General features: G+C 67.6%; 20 protein-coding genes. 17 read left to right on the top strand and 3 right to left on the bottom strand.

Translation table 11 applies throughout. The features are described 5' to 3' along the window. Positions 1-7: 7 nt before the first annotated feature. Together E6C72_RS12070 and E6C72_RS31750 are read left to right on the top strand one after the other, a co-directional pair. Positions 8-1,888, top strand: a complete 1,881-nt coding sequence (locus E6C72_RS12070; RefSeq protein ID WP_109442694.1) for a response regulator — start codon at positions 8-10, stop codon at positions 1,886-1,888. A 92-nt stretch (positions 1,889-1,980) separates the two neighbouring features. Then, positions 1,981-2,157: a hypothetical protein gene (locus tag E6C72_RS31750; protein WP_158280207.1), complete on the top strand. Its 177-nt coding sequence runs from the start codon at positions 1,981-1,983 to the stop codon at positions 2,155-2,157. Between the two features lie 60 nt (positions 2,158-2,217). Here E6C72_RS31750 and E6C72_RS12065 read toward each other — a convergent pair whose 3' ends face one another. Together E6C72_RS12065 and E6C72_RS12060 are read right to left on the bottom strand one after the other, a co-directional pair. Further along, positions 2,218-2,403 carry a hypothetical protein gene (locus tag E6C72_RS12065; protein WP_109442693.1) on the bottom strand — a complete coding sequence of 62 codons (186 nt, stop codon included), beginning with the start codon at positions 2,401-2,403 and terminating at the stop codon, positions 2,218-2,220. Between the two features lie 383 nt (positions 2,404-2,786). Beyond that, entirely contained in the window at positions 2,787-3,224 is a 438-nt protein-coding gene (locus tag E6C72_RS12060) for an ATP-binding protein (RefSeq protein WP_109442692.1), read from the bottom strand. A gap of 258 nt (positions 3,225-3,482) precedes the next feature. On the opposite strand from E6C72_RS12060, the gene E6C72_RS12055 reads away from it, so the two are divergent. From E6C72_RS12055 to E6C72_RS11995, 13 genes are all read left to right on the top strand, one after another. Continuing rightward, positions 3,483-4,262: a tetratricopeptide repeat protein gene (locus E6C72_RS12055; protein ID WP_247875901.1), complete on the top strand. Its 780-nt coding sequence runs from the start codon at positions 3,483-3,485 to the stop codon at positions 4,260-4,262. A 183-nt stretch (positions 4,263-4,445) separates the two neighbouring features. Continuing rightward, positions 4,446-5,207 (top strand): hypothetical protein, encoded by a 762-nt coding sequence (locus E6C72_RS12050; protein WP_109442691.1) that lies wholly within the window; start codon positions 4,446-4,448, stop codon positions 5,205-5,207. Then, entirely contained in the window at positions 5,204-7,399 is a 2,196-nt protein-coding gene (locus E6C72_RS12045; RefSeq protein WP_109442690.1) for an MFS transporter, read from the top strand. The genes E6C72_RS12050 and E6C72_RS12045 overlap by 4 nt, the downstream gene beginning before the upstream one ends. Before the next feature lie 2 nt (positions 7,400-7,401). Continuing rightward, positions 7,402-8,484, top strand: coding sequence for an ABC transporter substrate-binding protein (locus E6C72_RS12040; RefSeq protein ID WP_109442689.1), 1,083 nt, complete (start codon positions 7,402-7,404; stop codon positions 8,482-8,484). 42 nt (positions 8,485-8,526) lie between these two features. Then, positions 8,527-9,372 carry a GNAT family N-acetyltransferase gene (locus E6C72_RS12035; RefSeq protein ID WP_109442688.1) on the top strand — a complete coding sequence of 282 codons (846 nt, stop codon included), beginning with the start codon at positions 8,527-8,529 and terminating at the stop codon, positions 9,370-9,372. 90 nt (positions 9,373-9,462) lie between these two features. Then, on the top strand, positions 9,463-9,801 hold the full coding sequence (locus tag E6C72_RS12030; protein ID WP_109442687.1) for an STAS domain-containing protein: 339 nt from the start codon (positions 9,463-9,465) through the stop codon (positions 9,799-9,801). A gap of 71 nt (positions 9,802-9,872) precedes the next feature. Next, positions 9,873-10,274, top strand: a complete 402-nt coding sequence (locus E6C72_RS12025; protein ID WP_109442686.1) for a response regulator — start codon at positions 9,873-9,875, stop codon at positions 10,272-10,274. A 266-nt stretch (positions 10,275-10,540) separates the two neighbouring features. Then, positions 10,541-11,959, top strand: coding sequence for a BON domain-containing protein (locus E6C72_RS12020; RefSeq protein WP_109442685.1), 1,419 nt, complete (start codon positions 10,541-10,543; stop codon positions 11,957-11,959). A 344-nt stretch (positions 11,960-12,303) separates the two neighbouring features. Next, a complete protein-coding gene (locus E6C72_RS12015) occupies positions 12,304-12,864 on the top strand; it encodes a cytochrome b (RefSeq protein ID WP_158280206.1) in 561 nt (186 codons plus the stop codon). A gap of 25 nt (positions 12,865-12,889) precedes the next feature. Continuing rightward, positions 12,890-13,936, top strand: coding sequence for a hypothetical protein (locus E6C72_RS12010; RefSeq protein WP_109442683.1), 1,047 nt, complete (start codon positions 12,890-12,892; stop codon positions 13,934-13,936). A gap of 243 nt (positions 13,937-14,179) precedes the next feature. Then, entirely contained in the window at positions 14,180-14,788 is a 609-nt protein-coding gene (locus tag E6C72_RS12005; protein ID WP_109442682.1) for a TetR/AcrR family transcriptional regulator, read from the top strand. 42 nt (positions 14,789-14,830) lie between these two features. Then, positions 14,831-16,051: an efflux RND transporter periplasmic adaptor subunit gene (locus tag E6C72_RS12000; RefSeq protein WP_109442681.1), complete on the top strand. Its 1,221-nt coding sequence runs from the start codon at positions 14,831-14,833 to the stop codon at positions 16,049-16,051. After that, positions 16,048-19,167, top strand: a complete 3,120-nt coding sequence (locus tag E6C72_RS11995; protein ID WP_109442680.1) for an efflux RND transporter permease subunit — start codon at positions 16,048-16,050, stop codon at positions 19,165-19,167. The genes E6C72_RS12000 and E6C72_RS11995 overlap by 4 nt, the downstream gene beginning before the upstream one ends. A 43-nt stretch (positions 19,168-19,210) precedes the next feature. Here the strand turns inward: E6C72_RS11995 and E6C72_RS11990 are convergent, their stop codons facing one another. Next, positions 19,211-19,603 carry a hypothetical protein gene (locus E6C72_RS11990; protein WP_247875900.1) on the bottom strand — a complete coding sequence of 131 codons (393 nt, stop codon included), beginning with the start codon at positions 19,601-19,603 and terminating at the stop codon, positions 19,211-19,213. A 357-nt stretch (positions 19,604-19,960) separates the two neighbouring features. Here E6C72_RS11990 and E6C72_RS11985 point away from each other — a divergent pair, with 357 nt between their 5' ends. Continuing rightward, the gene (locus E6C72_RS11985; RefSeq protein ID WP_247875899.1) at positions 19,961-21,919 is read left to right on the top strand and encodes a PAS-domain containing protein; all 1,959 of its coding nucleotides are present in this window, start codon (positions 19,961-19,963) and stop codon (positions 21,917-21,919) included. Between the two features lie 359 nt (positions 21,920-22,278). Then, on the top strand, positions 22,279-23,871 hold the full coding sequence (locus E6C72_RS11980; protein ID WP_136700733.1) for a sensor domain-containing diguanylate cyclase: 1,593 nt from the start codon (positions 22,279-22,281) through the stop codon (positions 23,869-23,871). Positions 23,872-23,881: the final 10 nt, after the last annotated feature.

Genomic DNA, 23,881 nt, shown 5'->3' with positions numbered 1-23,881 from the left:
CGCGGCGATGGAGGCATTCCGCCACGACTCTCCGGCAACGGAACCGGCCGCTGACGAGGCGGAAGCGACGGCCCCGGCCGCCTGCCGCGAGCCGGCCGACTTCTACACCCCGGCCGGCCGTGATGGCGTCGGCCGCTTCTGCCGCCGCTTCCTCGACGAGAACGCGCTGACCGCGACGGAACTGCTGCACCACCCGCGCCACCAGACCGCGCTGTCCAACACCGCCACCTTCGTCGCCATCCTGACCCAGGTCGAGCGGGCGATGGACCGGAAAGGCGGCATCACCCCGCTGGTCAACGAGATCGCCCGGCTGACGCGCGAGCGGCTGAAGGAGAGCCCGCCGCCGGACTTTCTGCCCGATGCCTATCCCGGCGCGGCGGCGGAGCTGCTGTCGGTCGGCGGCTTCCTCGGCCGCTTCCTGCTCGACGCCGCCGTTACCCAGCACATCGCCGCCGGCCGCAGCTTCGCTGAAAAGGCGGAGGCGTTGCTGGCGCTGGCCGGGACCACCGAGCATCCGGACGCGTTGGCGCCGGTGGAGCGGCTGCTGGGCGAAATCCTGCTCAGCGACGCCGGCACCGCCTCCTGCGCGCGGGATGCGCCCTTCGCCACGCTGATCGATCTGATCGTGACGCTGATCGCCGCCGACCGGCCGATGCCGGACGACGCGCCGCCGGTGTTCCGCCGGCTGGACGTGCTGATGCGCCGGGTGCCGATGACCGGACTGCGCGATGCGCTGGCCGCCGCCTTCCGCCGCGAGATGGCGAAACCCGCCTGCTTCACCATCGCCAGCGCCGGCGACATGTACGGCATCGAGGCGGTGCAGCGCGAGATCCTGGCGCTGAGCGATCTGTCCGCCCGCCTGCGCGACCGCGAGGGCGCCTATGTCGGCGGCGCGCGGACCGAGGCGGCGCTGCAACGGCGCACCGCGCTGCTGGTCAACGAGGACACGGTCCCGGAGATCACCCGCGGCCGCAATTTCGTTCAGAAGCTGCGCATCCTGTTCGTGCTCCAGAAGATGCCGCTGTCGCCCACCGCGGCCAAGGCGGTGACCGATTACCTGAAGAGCTTCTTCGACAGCCGCGACTTCGCCGGCCGGCTGCTGGACTGCTGGAAGGACCGGAACGAGAAGCTGAAGGGGCTGGCCGAGGTGCAACGCATGGTGCTGTCCAGCGCCTTCGACGATGAGGAGCGGGAGTCCCTTGGCGGCCAGCTCGACGACATCCAGAACGCCTTCCTGCGGACCCAGCGTGTTCTGGCCCCGCTGATTCAGGCGAAGGACGACCCGCCGGCCGACAGCGTTCTCGACATTGTCCGGCTGGCGGGGGAGGGGGCGTTCTGCACCGGCAAGAGCCGTCTGGCGGTGGCCCGCGTGCTCTACCGTCACTGCCACCGGCCGCGCTTCGTCCGCCATGTCCTGCTGAACGCGCCGGGCCCGAAGGAGCGGGCGGCGCGCACCAGCTGGCTGCGCCAGTCACTGGGCATGGTCGGCGTGCCTTTCATCGACCTCGCCGCCCAGCGCGTCCTGGTGGTGGATGACGAATCGGGCCCGCGTGCCCTCGTCGTCTCCATCCTTCAGGAGCTCGGCATCGGCCATGTCGACACCGCCGCCGACGGGCAGGAGGCGCTGGAGCGGTTCCAGGCCGACGGCGCCGCCTATGACCTGATCGTCTGCGACTGGATGATGCCGCGGCTGAGCGGCCTCGACCTGCTGAAGCAGGTGCGCACGGCGCGCGGCGATCTGCCTTTCCTGATGGTGACGGCCCTGGCGACCCTGGAGGCGGTGAAGAAGGCGCTGGCCCATCAGGTCAGCGGTTACATCGCCAAACCTTTCACGCCCGACCAGTTGGAGGAGAAGATCTTCCTGGTCCTGGCGCAGAAGGGCGCCTGAGATCGGAAAGGCTGGGAGCGGGGAGGCAATCAGGGACATCCGCCGCGCCGGGCTGTTGTGGCCGGGTAACGTCTGATCGAAGGAGCCGCCCCATGGCAGACCGAAAGTCCGAAAACCTCCTGTCGAACGAGCCTGACCGCGACATCGCCGATCCGCTGGAGGCGGCCAGGCAGGTTTCCGACACCGGCAAACCGATCACCCCCGACACCGAATCGGCCAAGCGCATCGACCGCCCGGCGGAGAAGGGCAAGGCCGGCGAAACGGGTTGAACGAAGAATTTGTGTGGTCGTGGAAGATGCCTTCTCCCATCGCGGGAGAAGGCTTTTCCGTCACCGAAACTCCAGCCCCGCCTGTTTGAAGGCGCGGGCGAGCGCGTCCACGATGGCCGGGTCGACTTCTCCCGTGCCGTAATCGAGGTTCATCACGGCGTACCACGGAACGCCAGCCTTGTTCGCCAGCATCCGTGTCGACCAGCCAAGCCGCAAACGTGCCTCTTGGCACTGCGTCCCGGTCATGATGCGTCGACTCCACACGTTAGCGTTTGCCTTTCATACTCTGGCCCCCGGTCGGCGGCGGGGCGCCGGACCGGCCGACCCCGCCCTGCAACTTAGGGCTAGCCACAATAGTGCAAGAATTCCTCTCCCTTGTCATGTGTCGGTTTGTTGCAGAGCGAAACGCTCTGCTTTGCCGGATTGTCATGGGAGGTAATTCGGCGATATTTTATGCAAAGCGCGCAAAGTTGGCCCACCCCTCGATATGACCATGATGACTTGAGGGACTTGGCCGGCGCAGCGCCCCTGAGGTCGAAATCGCGGCCTGACAAGGCAGGCAAGACGATTTTGTGACGCCTGTTTTCAGGAGATTTGCGCCCTTCGTGGTTGAGCCTTCACGCCGGCAGTCAGCCGATGCGCCTGGCGAGCCGAATCAGATTGCGTCCGCGTTCGCGCCGATGGCTGGCGTGGTCCATCATCCTGCTTACAAGGAACACCCCCAGCCCTCCGACTCGGCGGCCGTCCAGATCGCCGTCCAGGTCGGGCGGCGGGGTGCTGGCGAAGGGATCGAAGGCGTCGGCATCGTCCTCCACCTCGGCCCGCAGTTCCTCCCCGTCGATCGCCAGCCGCACCCGGATTTCAGGCCCGCCGGCCTCGTGATCGCCGGTGCCATGCGAGACGATGTTGGTGATGAGTTCGTCGAAGCAGAGATTGAACCGGAAGGCCAGCTCGGGCGGCAGGCCGTTGCGCGCGACGAAATCGTCCACCGCGGCGGCCAGCCGGCCCAGTTCGGACAACTCGCCGCGCAGGACCATCTCCAGGCGCCTTGCCGCCGTGCCGCCCATCCGCTCCACCTCCCGGCCACACTTTTTCCCCTATGCGTCCGGCTATCCCGGGGCGCGAAGGGATGGTCATTCTTAACCGATGGCGCCGGCGTGACAATTCCTCGACCACCGGCTGGGGAGGTTGAACGGGTGGCTGCGGGGGGACAGACTCGGGCGCAGGGGATCGACCGCAACGCCAGGGCGACCGGAATAAAGCCGGTTCGCGTGCCGTTGGTGGGAGGGAGACCCCGGGGGACAATCGACGAAGGTGCCGGCGCCATGTCCATGCTTGCCAAGGCCACGCTCAAGCCCACGCTTGCCACGCCCACGCTCTGGACCCGGATGAAGGCCGAACTGGGCGACAGCGACGCGCAGTACCGGCTGGCGGAGGCCCTGCGGACGGCCGACGTCGCCGCGTCCGTTCCCTGGTACCGCCGGGCCGCCCGCCAGGGCCATGTCGCGGCCCAGACCATGCTGGCTTTCCTGTTGGCCAACGGCATCGGCGTGGAGGCCGATCCACACAGGGCGGTGTCCTGGTACCGCCGCGCCGCCGCCAAGGGCGATGTCGGGGCGCAGAACAATCTGGGCTATATGCACGAGCATGGTGCCGGCGTGCCCTGCGACCCGGCCAAGGCGGCGCTGTGGTATCGGCTGGCCGCGCTTCAGCACTCCGCCCCCGCCCAGGTCAACCTCGCCCTGCTGCTGCTCGACGGCCGCGGCATCGATCGGGACGAGGCCGAGGCGGTGCGCTGGCTGCGCGCCGCCGCTGAACAGGGTCATCCCGCCGCGCAATACCGCCTCGGCCTGTGCCTGCGCGAGGGCGTCGGCCTGGCCCGCGACCCGGCCGAAGCGGCCCTGTGGCTGCAAGCCGCGGCGGCGGCCGGCGATCGCGACGCGCTGGTGGCGCTGGCCGAGCTGCGACAGACCACCATTCCGGGCCGGTCCCCGGATTGCTCCCCAGATTGCTCCACTGCCGAGGATGACGGCGAGACGGTGGGGTGGCGGCCGGCGCGGCGCCCGATGCAGGAGCTGCAGGCCGGCGCGATGCCGCCGGCCTGAGTCCCGCCGCCCTGCGCTGCATTGGCCGAAGCTGGAAAACCGCTTGCAAGGCCCGGCGGAATCGCGATTCATCTGACGGGTCAACCCCCGAAGGTGTGCCTCCGAAGGTGCGCCCGACAGATGATGATGGAGCATTGGGCGGTCCGTGGCTGATGCATCGGCCTTTCATCATTGTGGGGTGCCATGAGGCTGGGCGGCGTGCTGGCCCTGCGCACCGGCGCCGTCATCGCCGCGACGGTGGCGACCGCCGTGCTTCTGTCGGTCGCCCTCTCCGAACTGAAATTTGAACAGAAGCTGCGCGAGGTCGCCGCGTCCCGTCTGACCGTGGTCGCCGACGAGATGAGGCGCCGGGTCGAATACGGCCTGACGCTGGGCCTTGACCTGTCGGAACTCGTCGATCTCCAGGCCCAGGCCGAACGCGCGGCGTCCGGTGGGGAAATCCTTGGCGTCGAGGTGGTGGACGACCGCGGCATCGTGCTGTTTGCCGCCGACCGCACTGCCGTCGGCCAGTCCGGCCTCGCCCGCTGGGGCGGTGAGTCCGGCGGCACGCTGCGCCGGCGCATCGACGGCGACGTGCTGGTGATCGGCAGCGGCGTGCGCAACAGCTTCGGCCAGACCGTGGGCGAGGTGGTCCTGCGCTCCTCCCTCGCCGGCCTGCGGGCGCGGGTGGCGGTGGTGGAGGAGGGGCTCTATGCCGGCACATTGGCGCTGGTTGGCCTCGCCGCGCTGGCGACGCTCGCCGGCGTCTTCCTCATCTTATGGCACCAAGGCAGGCGTGGTGGCGGCAGGCGTGTTGGCGGCCGGCACGATCTGGCCGCCGGCTCCGCCCCGCTGACCCTTGTGCGGGGCCGCCTGACCAGGGGCATCGCCGAGGCCGAACGCGCCCTGGAGGAACTGGAGCGGGAACTGGACGCCATGCTTCCCCCGAAGGGCGCCCGGTCATGACCGGCGCCGGACGGAGTGGCCCGGACGACCCGGCCCGTCGGCGTCACCGTCGGCGCCACCGGCGGCGCGATCCGATCACCGCACTGGTGCTGCGGCTGACCATCGTCACGGTGGCGGTCCTGCTTCTGGCGGCGGGGGCGGCGTCCTGGCTGGCTCTGCGCAGCTTCGATCCGTTGTTCCAGCCGGAACTGGCGCGCAAGGCGCAGACGGTCGGCGGCCTGATCGTGGCGCAGATCGACCGGGGTCTCGGCGTCGGCATCCCGCTCGACCGGATGGCCGGCCTCGACGCCCTGCTGTCGGCGGAGGTCGGCCGCCATGACGATATCGCCTACATCGCGGTGACCGACCCCGACGGCCGCATCGTGGCGGCGGCTGGCAGTCCCCTCGACGGTCTCGACGGCCATGCGGCCGTGCCGGCCGGACGGCTGGGCGGTCCTGCCGACGGCCGGCTGGCGCGCGGGTTCGTCGACGTCGCGCAGCCGCTGGCAGTCGGTGGCCAGGGTGGTGGCCAGGGCGGCTGGCCGGGCGCCAGCGCCGGAATGCTGCATCTCGGCATCGACGCCGCCTTTCTCGCCAAGGCCTCCACCGATCTGGCGCTCGACGTGCTGTCGGTGGTCATCGTCTCCGTGCTGCTGATCTTCGAGGTTCTGCAACTGGTGGTGAATCTCGCGATGCGGCGGGCCCTGACCCTGCGGCTGCTGGCCGATCGGGTGGAGGAGGGCGATTTCCGCGCCGCATTGCCGCAGGCGTCCGATCCGGCGGAGACCACCGGCGACCGCGCCGTGGAAAGCGGCTTGCGGGCGGCGCTCGACCGGGTGAACGACCGCCATGCCGGGCTGGCCGCCCAGGTGGCGGAACTGCGCCGCCGGCTGGGGGCGGACGACCCCCGCGTCGGCCGGGCGGAGGCCGGGCTGGCCGCACTCGCCGGCCGTTTCCGTTTCCGCGAGGCGGGGGCCGCCGAACCGCCGCCGCTGAACCTCGTCTTCCTGCGGCTGCCGGTCTTCCTGTTCTGCCTGTCGGAGGAGCTGTCGCGCCCCTTTCTGCCGGCCTATGCCAAGTCCTTCGCCGGCGAGCTGCCCTGGCTGACGCCCGACATGGTCGTCAGCCTGCCGATCACGCTGTTCATGCTGGTCTGGGCGCTATCGCAGCCGGGGGGAGCGCGCCTTTCCGAACGCTGGGGCCGGGCGCGCTCCTTCACCATCGGCGCCCTGCTGGGCGCGGTCAGTCTGGCGCTGACCGCCGGTGCCGGCTCCCTCTACGAACTGATGCTGTGGCGCTGCCTGACGGCGCTGGGCTATGGGCTGGTGCTGATCACCGCGCAGGGGATCGTGGTGGACCACACCACGCCGCGCAACCAGGCGGCGGGCATGGCGATGTTCATCGGCGCGCTGCTGGCCGCCGGCGTCTGCGGACCCGTGGGCGGCGGCATCATCGCCGACCGGATCGGCTTCCGCGCCACCTTCCTGCTGGGCGCGGTCCTGGCGCTGGGCGCCGGCCTGTCGGTCAGCCTGCTGCTTCTGCGCGGCCGGTCCACCGCACGCCGGCCGGACGGTGCCGGCATGCGTCCGGCGCTGGGCAGCGCCCTGCCGCTGTTCCGCGACCTCCGCTTTTCCGCCCTGATGGTGTTGAGCGCCATCCCGACCAAGATCGCCGCGACCGCCTTCCTCTTCTGCCTCGTGCCGCTGATGCTGACCGCCGACGGCGCCAGCAAGGCGGAGATCGGCCGGGTGCAGATGATGTATTTCGTCGCCTTCATCCTGGTGTCGCCGCTGGCGGCCGGCCTGTCCGACCGCTGGCAGGCGCGGCGCGGCTTCATCGCCGCCGGCGGCATCGGCACGCTGGCCAGCTGCCTGCCCATTCTCGTCACCCAGGCGCCGTGGGGCGCGCCTCTGGCGATATCGCTGTTCGGCCTGTCGCAGGCGCTGGTCGGCGCGCCGCAGCTGACGCTCGTCTCGCAGATCGCCCGCGACGGCGGCCTGCCGGAAACGGCGGCGATCGGCTGGTACCGGCTGATCGAACGGCTGGGCGGCGCGCTCGGTCCCGTCGCCGCCATGGGCGTGGCGGTCGCCACCTCCTACCGCGAGGCGATGCTCGGCATCGGCCTGCTGTGCGGGGCGAGCGCGTTGCTGTTCTGGATCCTTTTCCGCACCCGCCGGCCGGCCGCCCCAGCCGTCCGGCCGCAGGAGGCATGACCATGACGGGTTCCGACGACGATCTCCACCGTGCCCGCCTCGGTCCTCGCCTCCGCCGCCGTTCGCTGCTGGGCCTCGCCGCCGCCGGGGGGCTGGGCGGCCTGATGCCACCGGCCCTTCCGCTCGCGGCGGCGGTGCCAGGGGAGGTGTCGGCCCGGACCTTCCGCATCACCATGGTGCTGGGCCGGGGCGAGAGCGACAACGAGGCGGGATTCAAGGACTATCTGGCCCGCCGCGGCCTGAAGGTCGACTACACCATCCGCGACACCGGCGGCGATCCGGCAAGGCTGCCGGGCATCGTCGAGGAGATCAGGGACACCCGGCCCGATCTGGTCTACAGCTTCGGCACGCCGCAGACCCGCGGCATCGTCGGCCCCTTCGACGATGCCGACCCGCGCCGCCACATCACCGACATTCCCGTCGTCTTCACCTTCGTCGCCGCACCTGTGGACGCGAAGATCGTGCCCGATCTCGACCGGCCGGGGCGCAACGTCACCGGCACCATCCACATCGCGCCCATCGCGGTGCAGCTGAACACCATCCAGGCCTATCGGCCGATCAGGCGGTTGGGCATCGTCTACAATCCGCAGGAACGCAACTCCATCCTCACCATCGAAGGGCTGCGGGCGGAGAGCGCCTTGCGCGGGCTGGAACTGGTGGAGGAGCCGGTGCCGCTGAACGGCCGCGGCGAACCGATCGCCGCCGCCGTCCCCGAGACGCTGGCCCGCGTGGCCGCCCGCGGGGCGGAGGTGCTGTATATCGGTCCCGACACCTTCATCGCCTTCCACAACCGCTCCGTCGTCGCCACGGAGGCGTTGCGCCTGCGGCTGCCGACCTTCTCGGCGACAGAGCTGATCGTGCGCACCGACAAGGCGATGCTGGCGCTGGCGAGCAGCGCCTATGGCATCGGCCGCTTCACCGGTTTCAAGGCGGCGCAGATCCTGATCGACGGGATCGATCCGGCCGATATCCCGGTTGAAACGCTGAAGCGCTTCTCGGTCATCATCAACATGGCAACCGTGCGGGCTCTGGAATATTACCCGCCCATCGGACTGCTGAACTTCGCGGAAATCATCGAATCATGAGTTCCCCGTCTTGAACGGCCAACCGGTCCTGAGCTGCGACGCATGAGTGTTCCGCCCCCCGCCACCCTCCCTTGCGGCGCCATTCCCCTGGGCGCCGCCGCCGCCCGCGCGGTGGCCGCCGTCCGCCTGCGGGCGATGGCGGCCGACCTGCCGGCCGGGCTGACCGTCCGCCTGCTGGATCCGGACGACGCCGGCCTGCTCGCCGACTTCCGCGTGCGGGTGGTGGCGATGCTGGAGGACCCCGACTATTACCGCATGGCGGGAGAGGTCGGGAGCTTCGTCGCCGACCATCTGGGCGACCGCGGGCTGGCCGCCGGCATCTTCCGCAGGACGACGCTGGTCGCCTATGGCGCCCTCGGCCTGCCGGGCCCCGAGGATCCCAACCGCGGCCGCGACCTCGACCTGCCGGAGGCGGAGCTGCCGCTGGTGGCGCATCTGTCGTCGGCGATGGTCGATCCGGCGGAGCGCGGGCGCGGCCTGCACCACCGGCTGATCGACTGGCGGATCGAGGTGGCGGACGCGCTGGGCCGCCGGCATCTCGTCACCACGGTCAGCGCCCGCAACCATGCAAGCTGGAGCCATCTCGCCAGGCACGGGCTCTATCCCAAGCGGTTGGTCCGCGTCGGCGGCGATCTGGTGCGGCTGCTGGTCCATCGCGATTTCGCCGCCGATCCGGTCTTCGACCCCGCCACCGCCGAACTGGTGCCGGTGGAGGAACTGACCGCCCGACCGGACCTGTTCGGGCGCGGCCAGATCTGGGGCCGTGTCTCGGTGGCGGCCGGTACCCCTGCCGCTACCGCTACCGCTACCGCTGCCGCTGCCGGGGCGGTGGACGGGGCGACGCTGCGCTGGTATGCGCTCTGCGGCCGTCGGCGCGAGACCCGCTGACGACATTTTCCCGCCGCGTCGTGAATGCGTCGTCGGGCGTCTGCCGGCATGCTATAAACTCAAACGTGGTAGGAATAGGCGAGGCTGGGTATGCACATTACCGAGCAAGCATCAAATGGTGTCGTCGTGTTGCACCCGGTGGGACGCATCGACAGCGGCAGTACAGGCGAATTTGAAAGCGTTCTAATGTCTGCCATCGGCGGGGATGGTACGCGGATCGTTGTCGACATGGCCCAGCTTTCCTACATCAGTTCTGCCGGACTTCGGTCCCTGCTGGTCGCCGCCAAGGCGGCCCGGGCAAAGCGGGGCTCGATCGTCCTGTCCGCGATGGCGCCGCATATCCGCGAGATGTTCGACGTCAGCGGCTTTTCGTCCCTGTTCCAAATCCATGCCGACGCGGCTGCGGCCGTCGCGGCGTTGGAGGGATGACACAGGCGAGCAGACTTCCGCCGGCTGCGGCCGGCCTTTCGATAAGGCGGTTCCCAAAAGGAGCCGGGTGCATGATGGGAAGTGCCATTCGGCCCAACATCCTGGTCGTCGAGGATTCTCCAGCCGTGCGGCTGTCGGTTGCCGGTTATCTGGAGGGGCGTGGTTTCGAGGTGACCGAGGCGGAGAATGGCCGTGCGGCGATCCGCGCGCTCGACCGCCGCAGCTTCGACCTGATCGTGACCGACGTGCTGATGCCGGAGGTGGACGGGATCGAACTGATCAAGGCCGCGCGCAGCGCCCAGCCCGACGTGAAGATCCTCGCCATGTCCGGCGGCGCGCCCAACATGCCCGCCGGCTATCTGCTGAAGATGACCCGCATGTTCAATGCTGATGAGATCATCTACAAGCCGTTCCTCAACGAAGAGTTGGGGGCGGCGGTCGCCCGTCTGCTCGACCAGTCGCTGACAAATTAAGCAGATCGAAGTCTCTGCCCAATAATAGGGCGCAAAAGAAAACGGCTTCGGTGCATGAAGCGCCGAAGCCGTAAGTGATGCGTGGAACCAACCGCGGTTCACCTCGCAAACGCCGTGCCAGAACTCCTGATTTTCCCTGGGACCGGCCGGTAAAATTCCGGAACGCCGTTTGGCCGCCCCTGTTGTTCGGGACATACGGGTGTGTCCACACCATGCGTGACGCTGCCCGCCAATCCAAGAATCCGGAAAAGAGGGAGCCGACCACGATGGCGCAATATGAAAATCGGTGGCGGGGCGAAGGCCGTGACTGGCGCGATGACGACCGCGAACCCAACCGGCACCGCGACTGGGGCGAGGCTCCGCAGCGGAGCGGCGTCTACGAGCAGGACGACGGCCGTCACGAGAGCATGTATCGCAGCCAGCCCCACCGTCATCAGGACGACCAGGGCCGCGACTGGCGAGAGTCCGGCTATGGCGGGCGCGTCGGCAATGAGTCGGGCGGCTATGGCCGCGATGCTTATTCCGACGACAACCGTCGCGACAATTCCCGTGAGATGGAGCGCGTCTATGATCGCAGCTTCGGTGGCGGGCGCGACATGAACCGTGGCGGCTATGGCGCCGGCTATGGCGGGCGGTCCGGCTCCAGCGGCTATGGCGGCTATGCCGGGGCCGGCAATGCCGGGACCGAGGGCAACTACACCAGTCGCGATGTCGGCAGCGCCGATTACCGCGACCGTGATTACGGAGTGCGCCCCTACGGCGACCGCGGCTATGGAAGTGGCGACCAGCGCAACCGTGATTACGCGGCGCGGGACTACGGCTCGCAGGGGGCGGGCCAAGGCGGCGGTTATGGTGGTGGCTACGAGTCCGGCCGCGACCGGGGTGATTGGGGCCGTGCTGGCATGAGCCGGCGCGATTTCGGCGGCAGTTCCTCCACCAGTTACGGCGGCGGCTACGAGCGCGACGATTATCGCGGCCGCTCCTGGGGCGAGGATCGCGGCGGCCTGTACCGCAGCCAGGAATACCGTTCGCAGGAAAACCGTGGCCGCGGCGATCAGCGCGGCTTCTGGGAACAGGCCGGCGACGAGATCGCCTCCTGGTTTGGTGACGACGATGCCGAGCGCCGCCGGCACGAGGACCAGATGCGCGCCTCCCAGCATCGCGGCCGTGGCCCGCGCGGCTACAGCCGCTCCGACGAGCGCGTGCGCGAGGATGTCAGTGACCGTCTGACCGACGACGCCTACATCGACGCCTCCGACATCGAGGTGACGGTGAGCGGCGGCGAGGTGACGCTGACCGGCATGGTCGCCGACCGTCACACCAAGCGCCGTGCCGAGGATGTCGCCGAATCCGTCTCCGGCGTGTCGCATGTGCAGAACAACCTGCGGGTCCGCAGCCAGACCGGAACCCGGGCCGATACGGGCTGGGGCAGTTCCACCGGCGCCGGCGCGTCGGCGATGGCGAGTGCCGGCAGCAGCGCCCCCTCCGCGTCGATGGGCGGGACGACTGGCGACCATCAGGGGTCCGATACCACCGCCAGCGGGCTCGGCAGCAACACCGGCACCGGCACCAGCGCCAGCGGTGGCCCGGCCGGGGCGTCGGCGGGCACCGGCTCTATGGCCGGTTCCACCACTGGCGTGACCGGCTCCACCGGCATCGGCCGTTCCTCCAGCACGCGGAGCTGACCGCAAGGCATCGGGTTCCGTTGAAGGGGCGCGAAGCCCGACCTTCCAGGCAAATCCGCCTGAGAGGGTCGGGCCTCGCGCCCTTTTTCGTGTTCGACGGATGCGTTCACGCCACCAAAGGGGTAATCATTTTTGCACGAACTGTCTTGCGCACTATCGATTGCGTGGCTAAAGGAGGTTCCATGTCAGTGACTTATTCTTGCTGACCGAAAGTCTGCCTGCAATCGATCCGTTCAGAATGAACGACGGCGCCGTCGGACCGGCAACCCGGAACGGTGATGACCGGCTCCTTGCCCAGGATGACTTCGAGCCTTGATTGTCCGTATCCTCAAGAGGAGGAAAGCATGCCGTCGAATGCCCATTCAACGACCGATCAATCCTATGATCCGGTAAGTATTGCCTTCCACTGGATTACCGTCATCCTGGTTCTTGCGATCTTCGTGCTGGCGCTGTTCCCCGGCCTGGTCAAGGGCTCGATCGCCCTGCACAAGTCGCTCGGGCTTACGGTGCTTGCCCTGGTGCCGTTGCGTCTCGTCTGGAGGTTCACCGCCGGGCGCCAGCCGCGCCACAACGGGAACGATCCGGCGTTTCTGCGTCTCGCGGCGACCGGTGCGCATGCGGCCCTGTACCTGCTGCTGGTGGTGACGCCGCTGCTCGGCTGGCTGTTCGTCGATGCCAAGGGCATGGAGCTGAGCCTGTTCGGCATGAAGATGCCGGCGCTCGCGCTGTACGACCGGACCTTCGCCTGGATGGTCTATGCCTGGAAGAGCTGGATCGCCTACGGGCTGCTGGCGCTCATCGTCGCCCATGCCGGCGCCGCGATCGGCTACCACGCGATCATCCGCCGCGACGGCGTGCTGCGCTCGATGATGCCAAGCCGCCGCCTCCCCGGCGTTTCCGCCTGACCCGCGCTCCAAGGAAGCTCTGCCCATGCCGTCCGTCGCTCCGCTGCGCCGCCTGTGCGCCGCCGGCCTGTTCGTCCTCGCCTCCGCCTCTGGTCCCGCCACCGGCCCCGCGCTCGCCGCCGACAGCCTTGAAACCTACGCCGCGGCGCTTGCCGCCTCGCTGGCGAAAGCCTGCCCGATGGCATCGCCGGCCGATACCGCCGCGCACGAGGCCTGCCGCAAGGCCATCGGCCAGGGGGCCGAGGCGAGCATGCGTGACTATACGTTCCAGTTCGGCGGCGATCAGGTCGGCAAGCGCATGAAGGACAAGAAGACCTCGGTCTTCCGTGGCGACCTGTACCAGGATCTCTATATGTCGCTGTACATGTACACCGGCAAGTCCAGCGTCTTCACCGCGCCCGACGGTTCCCGCGGGATCGCCGTGCAGGCCTATTTCCGCAATGAACTGCCGCCGGGCCGCTATCCGTACCCGTTCTGGCACACCGACGGCGACAACAACGCCAACGACAAATGGGATGCCTACGAGACGGCCAACGAGCTGCGCTTCTACTTCGACAAGGACGGGCGGGTCTATTACGCCTCGCGCTCCAACGCCGGCACCGAAGAGAATCGCGGTCCGTACACCCATGTCGATCGTCCGACCTTCGTCGGCGAATGGATGTGGCGCGATGACAAGGGCACGGCCCAGCCGGTGGTGACGCTGTTCTCCGAGGCCTACAGTGCCGACAACCCGCATCTGCCGGCGCTGGACGCCGCCTATCGCAAGATGGCGATCAATTTCCGCAACGCCGACTGCACGGTCTGCCATCAGCCGGAAGGCCATCGCAAGATGAACAAGCTGACCTTGCTGCAAACCCCGATGCACGCCGCCACCAGCATCGACGCGGTGCTGGACGAGGTGCGCAGCGGCAAGATGCCGGTGGACGACTACAACGATCCCAAGCCGCTGGCCCCCGCGCTCAAGACCTCCCTGCTGGCGGACGGCGAGGCGTTCCGCAATCTCCTCAACCTTGCCGACGCCTGGGAACGCACCAACAACCGTCCGAAGGCGCGCAAGGCGGTCACGAACTGAAGGATTGCGCGCAGTATTGTTGCATTGTTGTTGCGGGCGGGCTCCGGTCACGGCGGAGCCCGCCCGCAACCATTCTGCCGACTGACCCGGGCAGGCCGTTTTCCCGGCGCGCAGGGGCCAAACCGCGCCGGAACTCCGCGGTTTTCCTCAGATGACGCCGAATTCATTTTTATTGGCGACTGGTTCCTTGACACTCTAAGGAACTCGACTATCGTCAGTTTTTGAAACCCGTGAGTTCCATTCATGCCCCTTGATGCGGAAGAGATACCCGACTGGCGCGCTCGGCGGCGCGAGGTGATCCTCACCGCCGCGGCGGAGCTGTTCGCAGGCCGTGATTACGCCTCTGTCCAGGTGGAGGAGGTGGCGAAGCGGGCCGGCGTGGGCAAGGCCACGCTCTATCGCTACTTCCCCTCCAAGGAAGAGCTGTATCTGGAATCGCTGGAACGCGCGCTGGGCGGCTTGGAGCACAAGCTGAACGCCGAACTGGCGCCGCAGCAGGTTTCCGCCTCCATACGCCTGTCGGCCATGGTCTCCGCCCTGGTCGGGACCCTGAGCGAGCAGTTGCAGACGCTGAAGCTTCTGGGAGGCGACCAGTCGGATCTGGCCGACCGCACCCGCCGCATCCTGCGCCGCCGCAGCCAGCGCACCGCCACCGCCTTCCAGCAGGTGCTGGCCGACGGCATGGAATCCGGCGAGTTCCGCAAGATCGACCTGGAGATCGTTCCGCTGCTGATCATCGGCATGGTCCGTGGCGGCATCATGCAACTGGGCGACCGCCCGCGCGAGGCGCTGGAACGCTCCGTCATCGACATCCTGATGTCCGGCATCACCAATCTGCCCCCCTTCATCTAAGCCTGTGCCGGCCCCTGGCTCCGGCGTTTGGAGTCCCATAGGATGAGACGGTTTTTCTGGGTCCTGCTGGTTGCCGCCCTGATCGGCGGCGGCGGGTACTATTGGTATGCGACGCACAAGGACGGGGCGGGCAGCAAGACGGCCTCGGCGGAAGCGCCCAAGGCACCGGCCGGCGCCGGCCGCACCGTCCCCGTGGTGACCCAGACGGTGGCGACGCAGGCCGTGCCGGAACAGATCGTCACCATCGGCAGCGTCCAGCCCATCGCCGCCATCGCCATCAAGCCGCGCGTCGACAGCGCGGTCGAAACGGTGGCCTTCACCGAAGGGCAGGAGGTCAAGGCCGGCGACACGCTGTTCACCCTCGACAGCCGCTCGCTCGACGCCCAGCTGCGTCAGGCCCAGGCAAATCTGGAGCGCGACCGTGCCAATCTGGAAAAGGCCAAGGGCGACGTGAAGCGCTATGCCGAGCTGGTGCGGACCAGCGCCATCTCGCGCACCACCTACGACGCCGCCGTCGCCACCGCCGATGCGCTGGAGGGCACGGTCAAGGCCGACCTCGCGGCGATCGAGGCGGCGAAGGTCTCGCTCAGCTTCACCCGCATCACCGCCCCTATGGATGGCCGCACCGGCACGGTGAACGCCAAGGTGGGTGCCATGGTCCGCGCTGCCGACGCCAACCCGCTGGTCACCCTGACCCAGCTGCGCCCGATCAACGTCTCCTTCAACGTCCCGGAAAAGCATCTGCCGGCGATCCGCGCCGCGATGGCCAGCGGATCGCTGCCGGTCACCGCCTCCATCGCCGGCGGCCATGGCCAAAATCCGGGGGGCGACAAGGCGGAGGGCAAGCTGTCCTTCGTCGACAGCCAGGTCGACCAGCAGACCGGCACCATCCTGGTGAAGGGCGAGTTTCCCAACGCCGACACCCGCCTGTGGCCCGGCCAGTTCGTCGACACCGTCCTGACCCTGCGGGTCGAGCAGAACGCCCTGACCATCCCCGATCTGGCGGTGCAGACCGGCCAGAAGGGCCGCTTCGTCTATGTCGTCAAGGCCGACGAGACGGTGGAGGTCCGCCCCGTCACTGTCGAGCGCAGCCATGGCGGCCTCAGCGTCGTCGCCTCCGGCTTGACGGCGGGCGAGCGGGTGGTTGTCGACGGCCAGTCGCGCCTGTTCCCCGGCGCCAAGATCACCGAGAAGGCCGGCGGCAAGCCCGCCGCCGGTCAGGGGGCCGTCGCCCAGGGCTCCGGTGCCGGGGGTGCGACGTGAACCTCTCCGAACTCTGCATCCGCCGTCCGGTGATGACCATTCTCCTGACGGCGGCCCTGGTGCTGAGCGGTCTGGCGGCCTACCGCCAGCTGCCCACCGCGGCGCTGCCGCGGGTTGATTTCCCGGTGGTCAGCGTCACCGCCACCCTGCCGGGCGCCTCGCCCGAGACGATGGCGGCCTCGGTCGCCAGCCCGCTGGAGCGCGAGTTCTCGACCATCGCCGGCATCGACACCATCACGTCGAACAGCACGCTCGGCAACACCAGCATCACCATCCAGTTCGTGCTGGAGCGCGACATCGACGCGGCGGCGGCCGACGTGCAGGCGGCCATCGCCCGCACCCAGCGCCGGCTCCCGGCGGAGATGACGACCCCGCCCAGCTACCGCAAGGTCAATCCGGCCGACCAGCCGATCCTGTTCCTGTCGCTGAACTCGCCGACCCTGCCGCTGGCGAAGCTGAACGACATCGCCGAAACGCTGATCCAGCCGAAGGTCGCCACCCTGCCGGGCGTCGCCCAGGTGCAGATCTACGGTTCACAGAAATACGCGGTGCGGGTGCAGGTCAACCCCAACGCCCTGGCGCTGCGCGGCATCGGCATCGACGAGTTGCAGAAGGCGCTGGCCGCCGCCAACGCCAACACACCGGTCGGCACCCTGACCGGACAGCAGCAGCAGCTGGTGATTGCCGCCAACCCGCAGCTTCCCGACGCCGCCGCCTTCCGCCAGCTGATCGTCGCCTACCGCAACAGCGCGCCGGTCCGTCTCGGCGACGTGGCGCAGGTGCTGGACAGCGTGGAGAACGACCGCACCGCCAGCTGGCTGAACGGCACCCGCAGCATCATGCTGGCGGTCCAGCGCCAGCCCGACGCCAACACGGTGGAGGTGGTCGACCGCGTGCGCGAGCTGGTGCCGGTGTTCCAGACCCAGCTTCCCGCCGCCGCCGCCATCCAGGTGGTCAACGACCGGTCCGAATCGATCCGTCAGGCGGTGGAGGACGTGCAGTTCACGCTGGGCCTGACCATCGTTCTGGTCGTGCTGGTGATCTTCCTGTTCCTGCGCCGGCTGTCCGCCACGCTGATCCCCGCGCTGGCGGTGCCGATCTCGCTGATCGCGACGGCCGGCGGCATGCATCTGCTGGGCTTCTCCGTCGACAACATCTCGCTCATGGCGCTGACGCTGGCGGTCGGCCTCGTCGTCGACGACGCCATCGTGATGATGGAGAACATCGTCCGCTATGTCGAAGAGGGGATGAAGCCGTTCGAGGCCGCGATCAAGGGCGCCCGCGAGATCGGCTTCACCATCCTGTCGATCACCCTGTCACTGGTTGCGGTCTTCATCCCGATCCTGCTGATGGGCGGCGTGGTCGGGCGGCTGTTCCACGAATTCGCCCTGGTCGTCACCATGTCGATCGGCGCCTCGGCCTTCGTGTCGCTGACGCTGACGCCGATGATGTGCTCGCGCTTTCTCACCCACAACCACGACCAGAAGGAAGGCTGGTTCGGCCGCATGCTGGAGGGTGGGTTCTCCGCCCTGCTGAACGGCTATGCCCGCACCCTGCGCTGGACCCTGCGCCACCGGCCGCTGATGGGCGTGGTGATGATCGCCACCGTCATTGGCACCGCGCTGTTCTATCAGGCGATTCCCAAGGGCTTCTTCCCGACCGAGGACATCGGCCAGATCCAGGTGACGACGGAGGCGCGGGCCGACATCGCCTTCCCGTCGATGGCCGAGCGGCAGCAGCAGGTCGCCGCCATCATGAAGGCCAACCCGGCGGTGGTCGACGTCATCTCCTCCGTCGGCGTCGGCGGCAGCACCGGCAACCAGGGCCGCATGTTCATCACGCTGAAGCCGCGCGACCAGCGCGCATCGGCGACGGAGATCATCCAGCAGCTGCGCCGCCAGGTGAACGGCATCCCCGGCATGGCCGTCTACATGCAGCCCGTGCAGAATCTCCGCATCGGCGGCCGCGCGTCCAAGAGCCTCTACCAGTACACCATCCAGGGCCTCGATCTGGACGAGCTGTACCAGTGGTCCGGCCGGCTGGAGCAGAGCCTGCGCGGCATCCCGATCCTGCAGGACGTGACCAGCGACCTTCAGCTGAACAACCCGCAGGCCTATGTCCACATCGACCGCGAGAAGGCGGCGACGCTGGGCCTCGGCGTCGATCAGGTCCGTTCGACCCTGTACAGCGCCTTCGGCCAGCGGCAGGTCTCGACCATCTATACCCCCAGCAACGATTATCAGGTGCTGATCGAGCTGGAGCCGAAATACCAGGGCGACGACAATTCGCTGTCGCGCATCTATGTCCGCTCCACCACCACCGGCAAGCTGGTGCCGCTCGACGCCTTCGCGCGGGTGGAGCGCACCGCCGGTCCGCTGGCGGTCAACCACCAGGGCCAGCTTCCGGCGGTCACCCTGTCCTTCAACCTGGCGCCCGGCGCCTCGCTGGGGCAGGCGGTCGACCTGATCCGCGCGTCGGAGCGGGAGATGGGCCTGCCGCCCACCATCACCACCGGCTTCGCCGGCACCGCCCAGGTGTTCCAGGACGCCCAGGCCGGTCAGGCCCTGCTGCTGTCGGCGGCGGTGCTGGTGATCTACATCGTGCTGGGCGTGCTCTATGAGAGCTTCATCCACCCGCTGACCATCCTGTCCGGCCTGCCGTCGGCGGCGATCGGGGCGCTGGCGACGCTGATGCTGTTCAACGTCGAACTCAGCGTCATCGCCATCATCGGCATCCTGATGCTGATCGGCATCGTGAAGAAGAACGCGATCATGATGATCGACTTCGCGGTGGAGGCCCGGCGCAACGGCTCGTCGGCGCGCGAGGCCATCGAGCAGGCCTGCCTGCTGCGTTTCCGCCCGATCATCATGACGACGATGGCGGCGATCATGGGCACCCTGCCGATCGCCATCGCCCATGGCGCCGCGGCGGAGCTGCGCCAGCCGCTGGGCCTCGCGGTGGTCGGCGGCCTGTGCGTGTCGCAGGTGCTGACGCTCTACATCACGCCGTCGCTCTACCTCTACATGGAGGATTTCGGCCACTTCATGAGCAACCTGTTCCGCGGCCGCAAGGCGGATATTCCGCATGGTCCGATGCCGGCGGGTGGGGACGACTGAGCGATAGGGGATTTTCCCCCTTCCGGTACCGGGAGGGGGAACCTCAGACCGCGATCTGCGTCACCAGCGGCGTGTTCACCCCGGCATCGGCGCGGCGGTAGGCGTCGATGGCTTCGGACCAGGGCTCGATGGTCAGTCCGCTGCCCATCGCTTCCTGGTGGATGCTCTGCGCGACATAGCCGGCGTTGGGCAATGCTGTCAGCGGCACCGGGCCGCCGATGACCGGGCCGGCGTCCTCCGCCGCACCGCCGATCGTGAAGCCGCCCGCCGAACCCGCCGCCGATTTCGTCCGTGTCGCCGTCGACTCGGCATCGGCGCGTCCGCTGCCCTGCAGGGCGTCGCCGGTCGCCTCGGTGCCGTCCTTGCCGCGCTTGCGCTCCTCCTCGCCGGGGACACGGCGGATCGGCTGGACCGCCGCGGCGTCGCTTGCCAGCATCTGACGCAGCTTCGCAAGGCCCGAGCTGGGCATCGCGCTGGTCGGTGCGGGAAGGGCGGCCAGTCCGGACAAGGGGCGGTTACCTCAGAACAGCCAGGGAAGGGGAGGGGGGCACAGTATCGCTCATCGGACGATCTTGCACAAACCTCCCACGATTCGAAAGAGGGTAGCGCGGCAAAGGTTCCGAAATACTTAAAATGTCCCACAAATGTCCTGATCTTGCGACTCCATGGCGCAGACGAAGGCTCGGCAGGAGGGGTTGGGGCTGTTACAGTGGGGCACGCGATTGCGGAACTGCGGAATGATGCCCGCTTGACGATGGATGGCGCGCCGACCTTGCCAGCCCGGATCCCCGACTTGCCGACGAACCCTCTCCCTCCGGCCGACGCCCCCGGACCGGAGCCACTGAGCGGCGACGATCTGGCGGTGCTGGCGCTGGAGCAGATGGACCAGGGCGTGATGCTGGTCGATGCCGACCTTACGGTCCGCGTCATCAACAGCCGGCTCTACGAGATGTTCGACGTGCCGCAGGGCTACATGCCCGGTGCCAACTATGCCCGCATCATCCAGTTTCTCGCCCGTCGCGGCGAGTATGGCCCCGGTGACCCCGACGCCATCGCCGACCGCCATCTGGATCGGGCCCGCCGGGCCGACCCGCCGCTCTATGAGCACCGCCGCCCCGATGGCCGCGTGCTGGAGGTGCGGACCCGCCTGACCTCCGCCGGCGGCTTCGTCCGCACCTACTCAGACGTGACCGAGCGCAGGCGGGCGGAGGACGAGCTTGCGCTTCAGCGCCATATGCTGCGCCTGACGCTGGAGAATATGGGGCAGGGCATCGTCCTGCTCGACCGCGACCTTCGCTACATCGCCTGGAACAGCAATTCGCTGGACATCCTGGGCGTGCCGGAGGAGGTGATGCGCGGCAACCCGGCGCTGTCCGATGTCGTGCGTCACCAGATCGCCAGCGGCTTGGTCGATCTTCCGGCCGGCGCCCCCGATCTGGGCGACGATCTCGATGCCAAGACCCGCTACCTGATGGACCGCATCGGCCGGCCGGAGCGCGAGTTCGTCTATGCCCGCCCGCAGGGCGACGGCCGCTTCATCGAGGTGCGGGTGGTGCCGCTGCCGGACGGCGGGCAGGTGCGGACCTTCACCGACATCACCGACCGCGTCATCGCCGACGAGGCACTGCGCCAGAGCCGCGAGATCCTGACCGGCGTCATCGACGCCATTCCGGCGCTGATCGACGTCAAGGACCGCGACGGCACGGTGCGGCTGACCAACCGCTTCTACCGCGACACCTATGGTCCGGCCGCCGCGCCGCCGCCCGGACCGGCGACCGACCGCGCCGTCGCCTTCGACCGGCTGGTGGTGGACAGCGGCCAGGGCGTCCCCTTTCACGAAGACCGCGCGCCCGATGGCGACGGCGCGATGCGCGACTGGCTGACCACCAAGATGCCGCTGACCGACGAGGGCGGCGAGGTCACCCACATCGTCACCGTGGCGTTGGACATCACCGCGCGGAAGCGGGCGGAGGCCGAACTGCGCGACGCCCAGGCCAGCCTGATCCAGGCCGAGAAGCTGGCGTCCCTTGCCCAGCTGGTGGCCGGTGTCGCGCATGAGGTGAACACCCCGATCGGCGTCACCCTGACCGCCATTTCCCATCTGGGCGAGGAGGTCGGCCGCATCCGCACCCTGTTCGAGGAGAACCGGATCCGCCGCAGCGATTTCCAGGAATTCCTCAACGTCGCCTGGGAATCGACGCGGATGATCCTGTCGAACATCGAGCGCGCCACCGGCCTGATCCAGAGCTTCAAGCAGGTCGCCTCCGATCAGGCGAGCGGCGAGCGCCGCCCCTTCGACCTCGCCGCCTATGTCGACGAGGTGCTGCTGAGCCTGCGTCCCCGCCTGCGCGGCACCGGGGTGACGGTGGAACTGGACATCCCCGCCGGCCTGATCGTCGACGGCTATCCCGGATCCTTCGCACAGGTGCTGTCGAACCTGATCATCAACGCGCTGGTTCACGCCTATGACGAGGGCGAGACCGGCCGCATCCTGCTGTCCGCCCGCGAGGAACCGGCCGGCTGGATCGAGATGCACTATGCCGACGACGGCAAGGGCATTCCTGCCGACATCCGGTCCCGCATCTTCGACCCCTTCTTCACGACGAAGCGCGGCCTGGGCGCCAGCGGGCTGGGGCTCAGCATCTGTGCCAACATCATGACCGGCACCATGCGCGGCAGCATCGCGCTGGAGGACGGCAGGGAGAAGGGCGCGCGGTTCCTGCTGCGCTTTCCGGTGCGGCTCGACGCATGACATCGGTGATCTGACGGCGTGGGGCGTCCGCGCGGTCAACCTCCAGGGGGGGGGGCACATCCCCTGATTGTTCATGTCCGACCGTTCTGGTCCTGACCCACGGGATTTCAGCCAATCATCCCGGCAGTCCAGGCAAGACCCGATCCTTCATTGCAAAGAGTTGGAATTAATCATCGTTGCTTTAGATTCGGAACGATCTGGATCTGGCTTTTTCCTATAAGAGACGGATTTAAAAATTACAAAATATAAAAACAATGTATCCATCGTGAAACTGAATCGCGGCTTTCTGTCTAATACCAATAGACTTGGTTCGATTATCGAAAGTCTTATTGGTCAACAGTCTTCTCCGATTCTCGTTGGTGAATTTTGAGGGTTTGAAATCCGTGGAGAGAGGTCGTCGTCATCGAAATGTCTGGCTTGGCGCTCTGACGGCGACCTTCGTCGTCTCGACAATGGTGCTTTGGAGCTTCGTCTTCCACAACATCAGCACCTATCGCGATCTGGATGGGCAGGTTGCGGAAACGAACGCCAGGATGATGGCGAAGGCCTATCACGAATATCTTATAAGAACAATTCGCCAGATCGATCAGGCTGCACAGATGCTGCGGCGCGAGTATGTCAGAGAGAATTCGGGAATTATATCAAAATCACAGGAGATATTCTCGGTACTCAGCCCGGATCTTCTGTTCCAAGTGGCGGTCATCGGTCGTGATGGTCGCCTTGTCTTTTCAAATCTGCAAAAAGTCACCAACGGCGTCGATCTTTCGGACCGGGAACATTTCCGTGTCCATCTCGAACAGGATGGGGATTTCCTGTTCATCAGCAGACCTCTGCTTGGCCGGGTCTCGCAGAAATGGTCGATCCAGTTCACCCGCAAAATCTTCAACGACCGTGGCGAGTTCGACGGGGTGATCGTTCTTTCGATCGATCCCTATTACCTGGGACGATTCTCGGAGTCGATTTCCATGGCCGGGAAGGACGTGATCGCGCTTCTGCGCCAGGATCGGACATTGCTGTCCCGGGTGCTCGGCGGAAATTACGACGAGCAATATCTTGGAAAGGTTGTGGAGCCGCGTCCATACATGGATCCGCAAGCCCCCGAGTCCGGGGTGTTCGAGGTGACCAGCTACATTGACGGTGTTCATCGGATCGCTGGCTATCAGAAGTTGCGGCAATATGGCCTGTTCGTCGTGGCCATGGTCGAACAGGAGGCGGCGTTCGCCCGTTCCAATTCGGCTGCCCTGCTGGGATACCTGATCGGCCTGGGCGGAACCATCCTGCTGATTCTTGCCGCGTTGGCGGCCCGCGTCGCGATCCACACGGTTTTCCGGGAATACGCGACCGTCAAGACGATGAACGCGGAACTCAAGACCGCGCATGAGGAGTTGGCGGAGGCTCATCGCGCGCTGAAGCGGCGGGAGGAGGAACTGGTCGTTCTGGCCGAAACGGATCCATTGTGCCGGATTCCCAACCGCCGCCGTTTCATTTCGGTGGCGGAGACCGAACTGGCGCGCCATCGCCGCTACAGACGCGACTTCAGCCTCGTCATCCTCGACATCGACCATTTCAAGACGGTCAACGACACGCACGGACACAATGCCGGCGACGCCGTGCTGATCGGCATCACCCGGCTGATTCGGAGGCGCTTGCGGGAAACCGATACCTTCGCCCGCATCGGTGGCGAGGAGTTCGCCATCATCCTGCCGGAAACCGACGGAAACGGCGCGTTCGCGGTCGCGGAAAGCCTGCGGCAGGCGGTTGCGGACACCTTGATCGATCTTGGAGCCGGCCATTCGATAACCGTGACGATCAGCATCGGCATCGCCTGTCTGGACGAACGCCACACGTCGGTCAGCGACATTCTGAGCCGCGCCGACAAGGCGCTCTACAGCGCCAAGGGCAGCGGCCGCAACCGTACGGTCCACGGCGAGGGGTGCGGCCTGCCGGTCTGACCGGCGGGCG

The organism is Azospirillum sp. TSH100, assembly GCF_004923295.1.
GTDB lineage: Bacteria > Pseudomonadota > Alphaproteobacteria > Azospirillales > Azospirillaceae > Azospirillum.
Note: the sequence above shows the minus strand (reverse complement) of the source record. Positions and strands in the feature narration are given on the sequence as shown.